Raw genomic sequence first — 13,961 nt, forward strand, 5'->3', positions numbered from 1 at the left:
AACCATGTTTCACAGCATCAACGCCTATACCGGCGAAACCCTTTGCCGCCGTCCTGCGCAGGGTTATGCAGAGTTTGCACAAGAATTGGCAGCGTTGAAGGTGCGCCAGCAGGCGTTTGCGCGGTTGGGTGTAATTGGGCGGACTGCTTTGCTGCAAGCTTTTGCCGAGCGTTTGGCGCAAAACAAGGAGCGGCTTGCGGAAATGGTTTGCGAAGAAGTCGGACGCTGCCTGCATGAATGCCGTGCCGAACTGGATAAATCCGTCGAGCTCATCCGATATTACGTCCGCCTTGCCCTCGAGTTGCTGGCGCATAAGACCATTGCCACGCAGGCGAGCCTTAGTCAGGTGCGTTTTGAGCCGTTGGGTGTTGTGCTTGCCGTCATGCCGTGGAACTATCCTGTCTGGCAGGTTTTGCGTTTTGCCATTCCAGCCCTGTGCGCGGGAAACGCTTGTGCCGTCAAACCTGCGCCCAGTGTTGCTCGGGTCAGCGCTGCGCTGTTGGAACTGGTTTCAGACGACCTCCCGTTGATTGGCGCATGGTTGGACAACGACGATACGTTGAAAGCCATTGAAGACACTGATGCGATGGCGTTTACCGGCTCGACGCGGACCGGCCGCCTGCTCGCCGCCCATGCGGGAATGCACCTCAAAAAAAACGTCCTCGAACTCGGCGGCAGCAACCCCTTCATCGTCATGCCCGATGCGGATCTCGAACGTGCCGCCGTCGAAGCCTGTTATTCGCGTTTCCGCGATGCGGGTCAGTCTTGCAACGCAGCCAAACGAGTTGTCGTAACCGAAGCCATTGCCGACCGCTTCATCCCCCTGTTTCTTGCCGAATGCGCCAAATTGCAAACGGGCAATCCCAAAGACCCTGCAACCACGCTTGCCCCGCTGCACCGCGAAGACTTGCGCGCAAACGTACATGCTCAAGTACAGGACGCAGTCGCACACGGCGCAGAGGTTTTGACGGGCGGTTTCATTCCCGAAGGAAAGGGCTGGTTTTACCCTGCCACCGTATTGGACAAAGTGAATCCCGACTGCCGCGTTTGGAATGAAGAGGTTTTCGGGCCGGTTGCCATGATTTTGCGGGCGAAGGACGAGGAACACGCCGTCGCCCTTGCCAACGATACGCCCTACGGACTGGGGGCCAGCATTTATACCGCCGATACCCGCCGCGCTTGGGCGTTTGCCGAAAAAATCCAAGCAGGCTCGGTCTTTATCAACCGCCACACCAGCAGCGACCTGCGCCTTCCCTTTGGCGGCGTCAAGGCTTCCGGTTACGGACGGGAATTGTCTGAATTCGGGTTGTATGAATTTGTGAACGTGAAAACGTATTGGCAGAAATAAGGAAGGATTGAAAAAGGTCGTCTGAAAACGCCGGGAGTGTCTATGTTGCGTTTTCAGACGACCTTTTTATAGTGGATTAACTTTAAACCAGTACGGCGTTGCCTCGCCTTGCCGTACTATCTGTACTGTCTGCGGCTTCGTCGCCTTGTCCTGATTTAAATTTAATCCACTATAAGATGGAGAATTGACCGATAGCTGCGCGTCAAGCATCCACTGTAAAGAACAAGGTTTCTTGTTTTAAAGCATTACCGTCGGCATCGGTCAAATCGGCGTGTGCTGCGGAAAATTTGATAACTGCAAGACTCAGGCTGCCGGTATCGGTCAGCGCGGTATTGATGATTTGTCCGGCTTCTTCGCCTCCGTTTTGAACGGCAACGCCTGCGGCTTCCAACGAATCGCCCCGCAAAACCGCCAGCCCGCGTTTGACTTGTCCGCGATATTGGGCGCGGGCGATGATTTCTTGTCCCGGATAGCAGCCTTTTTTGAAATGTACGCCGCCGATGATGTGTTGGTTGAGCATTTGGGCAACGGCAGTTTCTTTGGTTGCCGTCGAAATCCAAGCGTAGCCGCTGCGGATTTCGTGCAGGTTCCAAGCGTTTTCGGCTGCCGCGTCATATTCGGGTAGAAGCCCGGCTTCGCCGATTTTCAGACGACCTGAATGGGGCAGGATAATGGTGTATACCCCATCGTCTGCTTGGGCAGGAAAGGATAGGGCAGGTTCGGCTGTGGGAGCGGGGGAGGCAGTTTCGTCCAACTCGCCTGTGACGGCAAAATCGGGCAGCGGTTCAAAGATGACTTTGGCTCTCAGGACAAACATGCGCAACCGTTTGACGATGGCTTCGGTCAGATCCTGCGCCATAATCAGCAGCAAATCTTCTCCTCGGTTGAGGACAATCATATTTGCCAACACGCGCCCTTTCGGGGTGTTGTAAGTGGCATAACATGCGGTATTTTCGTTCAGATGGTTGATGTCGTTGGATAATTGGCCGTGAAGAAAGGAGGCTCTGTCCTCCCCGCTGACTCGGACGACACCAAAAAATGGCAGGCGGCTTTGCATGTGGAATCCTTTGTCGGGTAGCAATGGAATAGTTTGATATTATAAGAACAAACGCTTGATGAAAAAAGCCGTTGAGTATAGGAAAAGTATACAGAGGTCGTCTGAAAAGGTTTCAGACGACCCATTTTGTTCTGATTAAAAGGAAAATCGGCTAAAATGACGGCGCTTTTTCTTTAGGATAGAGAGTGATTTCAAGATGATTCAGTTATACGGCATTCCCAATTGCGATACGGTGAAAAAAGCCCGCAAATGGTTGGAAGAACATGGCGTTGATTTTCAATTTGTGGATTTTAAAAAGAGCCCGCCGCAAGTTGACACGATAAGCAAATGGTTGGAGCAGATACCGCTGGAGGTTTTATTGAACAAACGCGGTACGACGTGGCGCAAATTGGATGAGCAAGCACAAGCCGCTGCGGCTACTGCCGATGGCGCGGTTCGATTGATGGCGGAACAGCCCAGCATCATCAAGCGTCCAGTTTTGGAAAAGGAAGGGCGGTTTTTCATCGGCTTTTCTGAAGAAAACTATCAAGAAATTTTTTCAAAATAACACGATACGGCGGAATGGGGTCGTCTGAAAAATAAGTCGGACCGGCGTTCTGCCAAGAGTGCATAACAAGGCAAAACGCGCTACAATGCGCGTTTGCTATTTTAACCATTACGTCTTCAGATAATATGTTCCATACCGTTGAAAAATATAAAACTCCGGCCCAGATTTTGTTGGGTCTGATCGCGCTGACCTTCGTCGGCTTCGGTGTCAGCACGGTTGCTGCGCCCGGCTCTGATTTTATCGTCAAAATAGGGGATGAAAAAATCAGTGAGTATTCTTTGAATAATGAGTTGCAAGGTGAGCAGCTTCAAGGTCAAAGCCCGTCGCGGGGAGCAGTATTCCAATCTTTGGTTCAACGCGCCTATCTGAAGGAAGGTGCCAAGCTGATGGGCGTGGAAGTTTCCCAAGAACAGCTTAAACAACTGATCGTGGATGACCCTAACTTTCACGACCAAAACGGTAAATTCAGCCAACAGATCTTTTCAAACTTCCTGAGCCAGCGCCATATGACGGAAGACCAGTTTGTCGCCGACATCCGCGAACGGTATGCGTTGCAAAGTTTGATCAATTTGGTGCAAAACGGTGCGATTATCAGCGATGCGCAAGCAGAGCAGCTGATTAAGCTGACTCAGGCGACCCGCGATATCCGTTCGGTAACATTCAATCCTGAAGCCTTTGTTTCTCAAGTAAAAGTCGATGATGCCGCATTGAAGGCATATTATGAGGCGCACAAAAAAGATTATCTGATTCCGCAAGGCGTGAAATTGGAATACATCGCCCTGAGTGCCAAAGATTTGGCGGACAAACAGACCGTCAGCGAAGACGAAGTGAAAAAAGCATTTGACGAGCAGGCGCCCCATCTTTCGCCCCGCCGTGAAATTGCCCACATCTTCTTCCCAGTTCCTCAAGATGCCGATGAAACGGTACGCGCGGCAATCAAAGCCGAAGCAGACAAAGTTGCGGCAGAGCTGAAAGCCAAGCCGGCTGATTTTGCTGCGTTGGCGCAAAAATATTCAAAAGACACTACGTCTGCTTCCAAAGGCGGCAACTTGGGCTATCTGTCTAAAGACGGCGGCTTGGGTACGGATTTGGAAAACGTGGCGTTTTCGCTGCCTAAAGGCGGAATCAGCGATGTGGTTCAAACGCCGGTCGGCTACGATATCGTCCAAGTTTTGAATATCGAAGACAAAGTATCTTTAGAACATGAAAAAGCCCGTATCGAAGCCGATTTGAAGCTGAAAAAAGCTGCTTCCGAATTCAATTCGGCCAAAGAAAAGCTTTCTGAAGAAGCATTTAATACGCCGACTTCCCTAGCGGATGTCGCCAAAAAAACAAATCTGAAACTGGAAAGCCTGGATCAAGATTGGTTGACTCAAGCCAATGGTAAAGCAGCAGGTTTGCCCGATGCATTGATTAATGCTGCGTTCAGTGAAGATGTGTTGAAGAAAAAACACAATTCCGATTTGATTTCCATGGACAAAGATACGGTTTGGGTTATTCGTGTCAAAGAAGTCAGGGAAGAAAAAACCGCGCCTTTCGCTGATGTTCAAGAAGAAGTGCGTTTGGCTTATCTGCGCAGCGAGGCCGCAAAATTGGCCGATAAAAAAGCCAAAGAAGCCATCGAGGCTTTGAAGGCAGGCAAGGCAGTTGACTTGAAATGGTCGGAAGTATCGAAATTGAGTGCGCAAGATGCACGCCGAACCATGGCACCCGAAGCGTATAACGAACTGATCAAAGCCCGTCCGCAAAATGGCAAACCTGCATACGCCATGCTGCTGGAAGGCATGCCGGCTCCTGTAATTGTTGAAGTACAAAATATTGCCGCGCCGGAAAATATCGCTTCCCAAGTGCCTGCTGCCAAACAAATGCTGGCGCAACAGCAGTCTGCCAACATTTTTGACGCATTGCTGCGTTATTTCAGCAAGGAAATCAAGCGCGAGCAAGGTGCGCAAAAAGTTGATAATTCAGCAGAGTAAGCTGGTGATGAACAGGTAGGCGGCAATCATGGCAAACATGATTGCCCGTCTGGCTTAAACAGAATCAAACGGTCGGAGAAAATCCGACCGTTTTCATTATATAATCAGCCTTTCTTGCCCTATCAATATATAGTGATTTCACTACTATACACATCCCGATTTTCCTTGTTTTTCGGTTAGAGGTCGTCTGAATACCATGAGCAAAGCTCCCGATGCTTTTACGCGGCTGATTAATGCCTTGAAAATTCTACCCAATGTCGGTCCCAAATCCGCGCAGCGCATGGCGCATCAATTGCTGCAAAGCAAGCGGGAGCAGGCGCAGGAGTTGGTTGATGCTTTGCAATATGCATTAAAGCAAGTCCAGCATTGCAGGATGTGCAACACATTTTGCGAAGGGAGTTTGTGTGATATCTGTTCTGACGAATCGCGCGACAAACGCCGCCTGATGATTGTCCACATGCCGGCAGATGTCTCCAATATGGAAACTGCCAATTGCCATGACGGTTTGTATTTTGTGCTGATGGGGCAAATCAGTCCCGCGCAAGGGATGGATGTGAGTGCCATCGCATTGGACAAACTGGTGGCAAGGTTGCAGAACGCCGATGTCGAAGAAATCATCATTGCAACAAATTTTACTGCCGAAGGAGATGCGACGGCGTATGTGTTGGCAGAATTGTTTAAAAACCTTCCATACAAAGTCAGCCGTCTTGCCAGAGGCATCCCTTTGGGGGGAGAGTTGGAATATGTCGATGCAGGGACTTTGGCGCAGGCCGTTTATGAAAGGCGCGCAATCAAGGAATAAAACAATAAGGAATAAACAATAAGGTCGTCTGAAAACGCGTTTCAGACGACCTTATTTCAAACAAAGCCGGTTTATTTGCAGCTTACGCCTTGAATTTGCGGAGTGTCGCCGCTGCCTACTTTGAAGGCACATTTGGTGGCGCTGCTGCCGGACACGGTGACGACACCGCTGCCTGCGGTCAGGCTAACCGGTTCTTTAACACCCATGCCGACTGCGGTTGCGGCAAGTTTTTGCACGTCGGCAGCGGAATAGGACGTATTGTTTGAACTGATTTTAATCTCCTTAGCCGCATACGCATTTGCACTGAATGCCAATCCGGCAGCGGCAACGGATAATGCTAAGAATTTTGTGATGTTCATTAATGGTTTTCCTTTTTGATGGCGGTAAACTTTACCGCGATTTCAGAATAAGGCCGAATAGATGATTGTGCAAGTTTTTCGGCCGATTTTACGGTAGCCCTGAATAAGAAGACTTTGGTTTACAAATTGCGATGTCTCTATTCTCGGTCGTTTCGGCGTATTCAGACGACCTGTCGGTTTTACGGTACAATAGGCGTTTTTTGACAAACGGATGAGGCATATAAATGGCTTCTTTAGAGACTTGGATAGGACTGCGCTATTTGCGGGCAAAAAAACGCAATGGCTTCATGTCGTTTATCACCGTCATTTCTATTGTAGGTATTGCACTCGGTGTGATGGCTTTGATTGTTGTATTGTCAGTCATGGCAGGCTTTCAGAGAGACATACGGGGGCAGCTTTTGAAAGTGGCTCCTCATGCCGAAATGGGTTATTACGATAACGGCAACGGTAAAAGCTGGGAGAGCCTGCGCGAGATTATTAAAGGACGCAAAGAGGTGCTTCAGTCGGCACCTTATGTTTCAGGACAGGCATTGCTGGCAAATGCGGGTGAGGTCCAAGGTGTTCAAATCCGCGGGATTTTGCCTGATGAAGAAAAAAAGATCGTTGAATACAGTAAAGAAATGCCTGTGGGCAGTTTTGATGATTTGAAGCCGGGCGAATTCGATATTATTTTGGGACAGGATTTGGCTGAGACTTTGGATGTAAAGGTTGGTGAAAAAATCACTGTCGTTACGCCTGAAGGCAACGTGACGCCTGCCGGTGTCGTACCTCGTCTGAAACAATTTAAAGTTGTCGGCTTGGTCAAAACCAAAATCCATGAATTGAACAATTCTCTGGCATTGACACACATGAAAGATGCCCAAGTCTTGTACCGCCTAGATGAAAATGCGGCAGGCTTGAGATTGAAACTTGCCGATCCGATCAACGCGCCGTCGTTCACCGAAACACTGCTGCCGAAAAATCTGCAAGAAGAAGTATGGTTGCGCGATTGGACGTACACCAACCGCAGTTATTTCGAGGCCGTAGAAATGGAGAAAAGGGTGATGTTCATCATTCTGCTGCTGATTGTTGCCGTAGCCACCTTTAACTTGGTTTCTTCTTTGGTCATGGCGGTTACGGAAAAACAAGCTGATATTGCCATTTTGAGGACTTTGGGTGTCTCCCCGGGCAGCATTATGAAAATTTTTATGGTGCAGGGCGTATTTGCCGGCTTTTTCGGCACCTTAACCGGTGTGATTACCGGTGTCACGCTGGCTTTGAACGTGGGCAGTATTGTCAAACAGTTAGAGAGTTGGTTTGGTTTCCAATTCATCAAATCACAAGTTTATTTCATTGATTATATCCCGAGTGATGTCAGTGTTCATGATGTTGTGCTGATAGCCTGCATTTCCCTGATTTTGTCGTTTATCGCTACGCTCTATCCAAGCTGGCGTGCTGCAAGAACCCAACCGGCGGAGGCTTTGCGCTATGAATAAAGTAGTTTTGAAATGCGATAATGTCAGCAAAAGCTACAAAGACGGTCAATTGAATGTCAACGTTTTGAATCAGTTGAGGCTAGAAGTGCTCGAAGGTCAAAGCGTCAGCATTATCGGTTCGTCCGGTAGCGGCAAATCGACATTGATGCACATTTTGGGCGGTTTGGATAAGCCGACTTCCGGCAGCGTGGTGCTGATGGGGCAGGATTTGAGTCAGTTGGGACAGAAACAACTGGGTCTGCTGCGCAATCAGTATTTGGGTTTCGTGTACCAGTTCCACCATTTGCTGCCTGAATTTTCCGCTTTGGAAAACGTCATGATGCCGCTTTTAATCGGCAAGATGAAAAAAGCCGAAGCAGAACAGCGTGCGGTTGAAATGTTGGAAAAAGCGGGTTTGAAAAAGCGCATACAGCACCGTCCCAGCGAGCTTTCCGGTGGCGAACGCCAACGTGCCGCCATTGCGCGCGCGCTGGTAACACGTCCCAAATGTTTGCTTGCTGACGAGCCGACAGGCAATCTTGACCGTAAAAATGCGCAAAATGTACTGGATATGATGCTAGATCTGAAATCCGAGTTGAATACCAGCCTGATTGTGGTCACGCATGATGACGAGTTGGCAGTCCGCTTTGAGCGGGTCATGCTGATGCACGACGGACGCTTGGAAGAGCAGTAACTTATCCGGCAAATACGCAAAGGTCGTCTGAAAAAGTAATATAGTGGATTAAATTTAAATCAGGACAAGGCGACGAAGCCGTAGACAGTACAGATAGTACGGAACCGATTCACTTGGTGCTTCAGCACCTTAGAGAATCGTTCTCTTTGAGCTAAGGCGAGGCAACGCCGTACTGGTTTAAAGTTAATTCACTATAGATGCTTTTCAGACGACGGCGGATTCGCATTTGAAGTGCAACTTTCCATAACAGAAAAAGGCCGGTATGCGGTAGCATACCGGCCTTTCCTGCAATGCAACACATTAATATCCTTATCCGCCAAATAAAAACACTTGGTTACGAAACCGCCAAGTGTTTTATTCTTGAATCTGTTCCAACCACTGTTGCACTTGAAATCCGAATCCAAAGTCGTCTGAAAACTGAATACCCCTTGAAGTTGAACCCACCCACTATACATACCCAATACTTGGGAGGCAGATTCAAAAAAAGCTGCTATGGAAATAGCAGCTTTTGTCCGGTTTGGCGGAAACGGTGGGATTCGAACCCACGGAGGATTTGCACCCTCAGCGGATTTCGAGTCCGCTGCATTCAGCCTCTCTGCCACGTTTCCGTAGAATAAAGTAAAACCAAATAAAAATGTTGATGGCTGGGCTTCACTTCATTTTTATTTGGTTTTTCTATTTTCAAGAAATGGCGGAAGCGGTGAGATTCGAACTCACGGAGGGCTATCAACCCTCGACGGTTTTCAAGACCGTTGCATTAAACCGCTCTGCCACGCTTCCGTTTCTTGAAGCCGAAATAATAATGAAATTTATCGGGTTTGCCAAGCGAAATTTGCAGGCGAATATTTAGTTTTTTGTTTTTACTTGGTTTGTTCTTTACGCATGAACACCCATTCGGACTCATTCGACGCTGCTGCGTTAAATGCGTAGCCTTCGTAATCGAAATTTTTCAGCATTTCAGGGTCGGTAATATTGTGTTCCGCCGCGTAGCGTACCATCAGTCCGCGCGCGCGTTTGGCGTAGAAGCTGATGATTTTGTATTTGCCGTTTTTTTCATCTTTGAAAACGGGGGTAATCAGGCGGGCTTTAAGTTTTTTAGTGTTGACGGATTTGAAATATTCTTGCGAAGCGAGGTTAACCAATATGTCGCTGCCTGCTTGGGCAAGGGTATCGTTCAGCAGGTCGGTGATGATGTCGCCCCAAAATTCATACAGGTTCTTACCGCGTGTGTTGGCAAACGCCGTTCCCATTTCCAAGCGGTAGGGCTGCATCAAATCCAGCGGGCGAAGAACGCCGTAGAGACCGGAAAGCAGGCGGACGTGCTGTTGCAGATATTGGATTTGTTCGGGCTTGAGGGTGTCTGCGGCGATGCCTTCGTAAACGTCGCCGTTGAACATAAAGACTGCCTGTTTGGCGTTGTCGGGGGTAAACGGCGTATGCCATTCGGCGTTGCGCTCGGCGTTTAAGAGGGCGATTTTGTCGGAAACGTGCATCAGCTCGGCGATTTGCTGCGGAGCAAGTTCACGCAATTGGCGCATCAGGATTTCGGCTTCTGCCAAGAGGTCGGGTTGGGTGAATTCTTTGACGGGCGCAGGGTCTTTTTCATTGAGGTTTTTGGCGGGGGAAAGGACGAAGAACATGATGGACTCGGAGATGTGATAAACAGCGGCATTGTAGGTTTAAAATGTTTTATGGGCAAGTTTGATAAGTGAAGTAAATGCCGTTATAGCAAAGGCTGTTTGAATGAAATTAAAAAGGTCGTCTGAAAACTCGGATTTGAGGTTTTCAGACGACCTTTTATTGAATCACTACTTTATTCAGCGATACAGGGAAACGATGGTTTCGGCGGCTTTGACGCAGGTATCGACATCGGCGACCAAGGCGATGCGGACGTAGCCTTCACCGGGGTTGCCCCATTCGGTATCGCGGGCGAGGAAGCGGCCGGGGAGGACTTGGATGGCGGCTTTTTGCCAGAGGTTTTTGGCAAATGACAAATCGTCTCCATCGGGGACTTTCAGCCAGATGTAGAATGATGCATCAGGCAGTTTGACGTCGAATGCCTGCTGGAAAATGGGGATGACGCGGTCGAATTTTTCCTGATACAGGCGGCGGTTGGCGATGACGTGTTCCTCGTCGTTCCATGCGGCGATGCTGGCGCGTTGGACGGGGATGCTCATTGCGCTGCCGTGGTAGGTGCGGTAGAGCAGGAAGTTTTTAAGCAATTCGGCATCGCCTGCGACAAAACCGGAGCGCAGTCCGGGGACGTTGGAGCGTTTGGAGAGGCTGGTGAACATGACGATATTGCGGTTGCTGCGCCCTAATTGCGCTGCCGCCTGTAAGCCGCCTATGGGTTTGTTGCCGTCGAAATAGATTTCGGAATAGCATTCGTCGGAAGCAATGATGAAACCGTATTTGTCTTGCAGATCAAAGATTTCTTGCCAGTCTTCCAGTTGCAGGACGCTGCCGCTGGGGTTGTTGGGCGAGCAGACGAACATGACTTTGGTGCGTTGCCATACGTCTTCGGCGATGCTTTTCCAATCGGGCTTGAAGGATGGGGCGGGACAGTTGGCGAAACGGATTTCGCCGCCGCCGAGAATGGCTGCACCTTCGTAGATTTGGTAGAACGGATTGGGACTGAGGACGACGGGTTTGAGGTCGTCTGAAACGGGATTTAAGACAGCTTGAACGAAGGAAAACAAGGCTTCACGGCTGCCGAGCACGGGCAGGACTTCTGTATCGGGATTGACGGTCAACCCGTCGTAACGGCGTTGCAGCCAGTCGGCACAGGCTTGGCGCAGCTCGGGCAGACCTGCGGTCAGGGGGTATTTTTCCAGTTCGTGCAGCGAGGCGGTCAGTGCTGAGGTAATGACTTCGGGCGTAGGGTGTTTCGGTTCGCCGATGTGAAGGTGGACGGGGGTGACGCCTTCGGGAGGGTTAACGCCCTGCATGGCTTCGCGTAGGCGGGCAAACGGATAGGGTTGGAGCTGGTTGAGTAGTGGGTTCATGGGTGTTCCAAATGTCTATCGAGACGGTCATCTTAGCATTTTTTATGCGGATTTTGTTGACAATGTGTGCAGGAAAAGGAAGGAAGCATAGAGAAAAGGTCGTCTGAAAATCGGTTTCAGACGACCTTTTTTGAGCATCACGCGATTTGCAGGCAAAATATAGTGGATTAACTTTAAACCAGTACGGCGTTGCCTCGCCTTGTCCTGATTTAAAGTTAATCCACTAAAAAAGGGCATATTGAAATATGCCCTTTTTTAGCGTTCATCTGCGGGTATGAATTATTTGGCTGCTGCGGGAAGAGCGCCGTTGAGCAGATATTGGATGGTTTCTTGCACCGTGCGGATGGCGTTGCCAAACGGCAGCGGGTCTTTACCTCGGAAAAACAAGCCTTTATCGACTTCGCCACGGAAGGCGGCGGAGAGTTGGATGTCAATGCAGAATTGTCCGGCTTTTGCCAAACCGTCGCGCAGGCCGCAGCTGGTCAGACAGTTCAAGCCTTGCGTACAGCGGCGCGGGTCGGCTTTGGCATTGGCTTGCAGCTTGGATTCGCGCTTGATGTAGCTGTCTAGGAATTTGGTGCGCACACCGCGTGCGGGCAGTCCGGCGACGGACATAAATTCGACAACATGCTCGGTTTCCGCACCTGCCAGCGTTTTTTTGAAGTTGATGTGGGCATCGCCTTCTTCGGTAACCGCAAACGCCGTGCCGATTTGGACGGCGGATGCGCCCCAGTTTTTCAGCGCGGTTTTGACTTTTTCAAAGTTCGCCATGCCGCCGGCGAGAATGAGCGGGATTTTTTCGCTTTCAAGACCTAAGTTCTTGAATACTTCGAAAGTTTCTTCGATGACGCGTTTGAATTCAAACTTGGCATCGTTCACACCTGCCACGCTTGCCGCGCCCAAGTGTCCGGCAGCGTGCGCGGGATGTTCGATAACGATGGCGTCGGGCAAAACACCTTTTTTCATCCAGCGTTTCAATACGATGCCGATACCGCGCGATTCGGACAAAATCGGGAACAGGGCGACATCTTTGTGATAACCCTCGGTCATTTCGGGCAAATCCAGCGGCAATCCCGCGCCCATCACAATCGCGTCCGCACCCGATTCGCAGGCTTGGCGGACGTAGGCAGCGTGGTCTTTGACGGCTTTCATGACGTTGACGGCAATCATGCCTTTGCCGTTTGCGTCGGCTTTGGCTTTTTGGATTTCGCGGTCAAGCGCGGTGCAGTTGAGTCGGGTGTATTTTTCTTCGCTCGGGTTGATTTTGGATTCGGCGAGCAGGTCGTCATGCAGGTGGCGCAAATCGACGCTGGCAATCGTGCCGACACCGTTTTCGCGGGCGACCGCGCTGGAGAGTTTCGATGCGGAAACGCCCACGCCCATCCCGCCTTGGACGACGGGAATCAATGATTTGCCTCGGATGTGCAATGGGTCGAAGTTGTTTTGCATGTATGGGTTCCTTGATGGTTGCGGGAGCGGACTGATATTGGCAGACCGGCTTTGCTGGATTTTTGAAAATTTATTTTTAATCAATGGGTAAGGTTTGGTTTTTTACTGAACCTGATGATATTGGGCTGCTTGTATCTTAGGTTTTAGTAATTATACTCTAAATGTGGACAAAAATTAGAGTATCAATACAGTTTTTGCAAATTAAATTTGAAAAGTATTGTTAACTAAGAAATATTTTTTCGGGTTAGGTCGTCTGAAAGATTGATTTATCGAAGGTTGGTTTGGGATGAAGGCTGACTGCTTTGCCTATTTCTATTCCACTTAAACTGTAAAAAGATGCATTCCAGATCATCTTAATGGGTGAAATAATGAGGATAACTGGTTTATTGCGATGAGATGTTGGGGATATAAGAAGACACCGTGTTATAGTGGATTAAATTTAAATCAGGACAAGGCGACGAAGCCGCAGACAGTACAGATAGTACGGCAAGGCGAGGCAACGCCGTACTGGTTTAAATTTAATCCACTATATTTACACAACGGGTTGAGAAAAATAATTCTGTAAGACCTCAAAAGGCGTATTACCTTTCAAGTTCTTATGTGTCCTTGACTGCTGCCCGTATACCGTTGAATGCGCCTGCTCGGATAAAGACACGGACTATCGGGGCAAGCAGTTTCAGGTGCCCGCACTTTGTCCGATTTCGACTTGACCGTTTGCCGACATGTTTATCTTGTCAAATTCTGTTTTTCAGTTTGTATTTCAGTTAATAAGCCAGTAATAGGCATTCCATTTTTTTGAGCACGCAGAGCCCATTTTTCTGCTTCATATAATTTGTTTTTATCATTACTGTCTTGGTAATGATCAAAGAATATATAGGCAAGATCATGTTGTGCTTGAGTATTGCCCGACTCAGCGGCCCGAACTAACCAAAATATAAATTTATCTTGGTTAAACTCATAAAAAGCAAAATAATGAGCTAATTTTGATGCTGCTTGACCATTACCGGAAGAGGCATCGATTTTTAACTTTTCCAGCTCAGTTTTAGAAATATACACGCTGTCATTTAATGACATATTGGCATCAGATTGCATGCGCCTCTCCTTGCCGTAGGAGGGGTTGCAAGATAACAAAAATATACCTAGCAAAATGATTTTAAGGGTCATATGGCTTGAATGTAACTTGTTTCCCTTCATTTCTCGCTCCTCCTGATGTAGAACCCGGCTTGCACCGATTATCTGGATAGTCTTTTATCTGTCTAAGATTTGTGGC

12 protein-coding genes, 2 tRNA genes and 1 pseudogene are annotated in these 13,961 nt (G+C 49.0%); 7 read left to right on the forward strand and 8 right to left on the reverse strand.

The window, feature by feature from the left end; genetic code table 11:
• The first annotated feature begins 4 nt into the window (after positions 1-4).
• Positions 5-1,348 carry an aldehyde dehydrogenase family protein gene (locus tag MON40_RS06845; protein WP_003778664.1) on the forward strand — a complete coding sequence of 448 codons (1,344 nt, stop codon included), beginning with the start codon at positions 5-7 and terminating at the stop codon, positions 1,346-1,348.
• Between the two features lie 202 nt (positions 1,349-1,550).
• Here the strand turns inward: MON40_RS06845 and ygfZ are convergent, their stop codons facing one another.
• Entirely contained in the window at positions 1,551-2,405 is an 855-nt protein-coding gene (gene ygfZ / locus MON40_RS06855; RefSeq protein WP_003778665.1) for a CAF17-like 4Fe-4S cluster assembly/insertion protein YgfZ, read from the reverse strand.
• 196 nt (positions 2,406-2,601) lie between these two features.
• On the opposite strand from ygfZ, the gene MON40_RS06860 reads away from it, so the two are divergent.
• The 3 genes from MON40_RS06860 (at position 2,602) to recR (ending at position 5,730) form a co-directional block, all read left to right on the forward strand.
• On the forward strand, positions 2,602-2,952 hold the full coding sequence (locus tag MON40_RS06860) for an ArsC family reductase (RefSeq protein ID WP_003778666.1): 351 nt from the start codon (positions 2,602-2,604) through the stop codon (positions 2,950-2,952).
• Between the two features lie 125 nt (positions 2,953-3,077).
• Entirely contained in the window at positions 3,078-4,928 is a 1,851-nt protein-coding gene (locus MON40_RS06865) for a SurA N-terminal domain-containing protein (RefSeq protein WP_242925827.1), read from the forward strand.
• Positions 4,929-5,124: 196 nt separating this feature from the next.
• Positions 5,125-5,730, forward strand: coding sequence for a recombination mediator RecR (gene recR, locus MON40_RS06870; protein ID WP_003778669.1), 606 nt, complete (start codon positions 5,125-5,127; stop codon positions 5,728-5,730).
• Between the two features lie 71 nt (positions 5,731-5,801).
• Here recR and MON40_RS06875 read toward each other — a convergent pair whose 3' ends face one another.
• Positions 5,802-6,089, reverse strand: a complete 288-nt coding sequence (locus MON40_RS06875) for a hypothetical protein (protein WP_003760695.1) — start codon at positions 6,087-6,089, stop codon at positions 5,802-5,804.
• Positions 6,090-6,313: 224 nt separating this feature from the next.
• Here MON40_RS06875 and MON40_RS06880 point away from each other — a divergent pair, with 224 nt between their 5' ends.
• Positions 6,314-7,564, forward strand: coding sequence for a lipoprotein-releasing ABC transporter permease subunit (locus MON40_RS06880; RefSeq protein ID WP_003778670.1), 1,251 nt, complete (start codon positions 6,314-6,316; stop codon positions 7,562-7,564).
• A complete protein-coding gene (gene lolD, locus MON40_RS06885) occupies positions 7,557-8,237 on the forward strand; it encodes a lipoprotein-releasing ABC transporter ATP-binding protein LolD (RefSeq protein WP_003760685.1) in 681 nt (226 codons plus the stop codon). The genes MON40_RS06880 and lolD overlap by 8 nt, the downstream gene beginning before the upstream one ends.
• Before the next feature lie 518 nt (positions 8,238-8,755).
• Here lolD and MON40_RS06890 read toward each other — a convergent pair.
• From MON40_RS06890 to MON40_RS06910, 5 genes are all read right to left on the reverse strand, one after another.
• Positions 8,756-8,845: transfer RNA gene (locus tag MON40_RS06890), tRNA-Ser, on the reverse strand.
• A gap of 81 nt (positions 8,846-8,926) precedes the next feature.
• A tRNA-Ser gene (locus tag MON40_RS06895) sits at positions 8,927-9,017 on the reverse strand.
• An 80-nt stretch (positions 9,018-9,097) separates the two neighbouring features.
• Positions 9,098-9,877 carry a peroxide stress protein YaaA gene (gene yaaA, locus MON40_RS06900; RefSeq protein WP_003778672.1) on the reverse strand — a complete coding sequence of 260 codons (780 nt, stop codon included), beginning with the start codon at positions 9,875-9,877 and terminating at the stop codon, positions 9,098-9,100.
• Between the two features lie 177 nt (positions 9,878-10,054).
• Entirely contained in the window at positions 10,055-11,242 is a 1,188-nt protein-coding gene (dapC, locus tag MON40_RS06905; RefSeq protein WP_003778673.1) for a succinyldiaminopimelate transaminase, read from the reverse strand.
• Between the two features lie 279 nt (positions 11,243-11,521).
• Positions 11,522-12,691 (reverse strand): NAD(P)H-dependent flavin oxidoreductase, encoded by a 1,170-nt coding sequence (locus MON40_RS06910; protein ID WP_003778674.1) that lies wholly within the window; start codon positions 12,689-12,691, stop codon positions 11,522-11,524.
• Between the two features lie 424 nt (positions 12,692-13,115).
• Between MON40_RS06910 and MON40_RS13540 the strand changes: the two are divergent.
• Positions 13,116-13,226: pseudogene (locus MON40_RS13540) on the forward strand (IS5/IS1182 family transposase); the annotation flags it as partial.
• Between the two features lie 191 nt (positions 13,227-13,417).
• Here MON40_RS13540 and MON40_RS06915 read toward each other — a convergent pair.
• Positions 13,418-13,783 carry an SEL1-like repeat protein gene (locus MON40_RS06915; protein WP_039863092.1) on the reverse strand — a complete coding sequence of 122 codons (366 nt, stop codon included), beginning with the start codon at positions 13,781-13,783 and terminating at the stop codon, positions 13,418-13,420.
• Between the last annotated feature and the right edge of the window lie 178 nt (positions 13,784-13,961).

Source organism: Neisseria macacae ATCC 33926, from assembly GCF_022749495.1.
Taxonomy (GTDB): Bacteria; Pseudomonadota; Gammaproteobacteria; order Burkholderiales; family Neisseriaceae; genus Neisseria; species Neisseria macacae.

Coding starts and splice junctions, on each gene's coding strand:
- lolD (WP_003760685.1), top strand. CDS start 7,557: ATGAATAAAGTAGTTTTGAAATGCGATAATGTCAGCAAAAGCTACAAA.
- recR (WP_003778669.1), top strand. CDS start 5,125: ATGAGCAAAGCTCCCGATGCTTTTACGCGGCTGATTAATGCCTTGAAA.
- yaaA (WP_003778672.1), bottom strand. CDS start 9,877: ATGTTCTTCGTCCTTTCCCCCGCCAAAAACCTCAATGAAAAAGACCCT.
- ygfZ (WP_003778665.1), bottom strand. CDS start 2,405: ATGCAAAGCCGCCTGCCATTTTTTGGTGTCGTCCGAGTCAGCGGGGAG.
- MON40_RS06875 (WP_003760695.1), bottom strand. CDS start 6,089: ATGAACATCACAAAATTCTTAGCATTATCCGTTGCCGCTGCCGGATTG.
- MON40_RS06915 (WP_039863092.1), bottom strand. CDS start 13,783: ATGCAATCTGATGCCAATATGTCATTAAATGACAGCGTGTATATTTCT.
- MON40_RS06910 (WP_003778674.1), bottom strand. CDS start 12,691: ATGCAAAACAACTTCGACCCATTGCACATCCGAGGCAAATCATTGATT.
- MON40_RS06860 (WP_003778666.1), top strand. CDS start 2,602: ATGATTCAGTTATACGGCATTCCCAATTGCGATACGGTGAAAAAAGCC.
- MON40_RS06865 (WP_242925827.1), top strand. CDS start 3,078: ATGTTCCATACCGTTGAAAAATATAAAACTCCGGCCCAGATTTTGTTG.
- MON40_RS06880 (WP_003778670.1), top strand. CDS start 6,314: ATGGCTTCTTTAGAGACTTGGATAGGACTGCGCTATTTGCGGGCAAAA.
- MON40_RS06845 (WP_003778664.1), top strand. CDS start 5: ATGTTTCACAGCATCAACGCCTATACCGGCGAAACCCTTTGCCGCCGT.
- dapC (WP_003778673.1), bottom strand. CDS start 11,242: ATGAACCCACTACTCAACCAGCTCCAACCCTATCCGTTTGCCCGCCTA.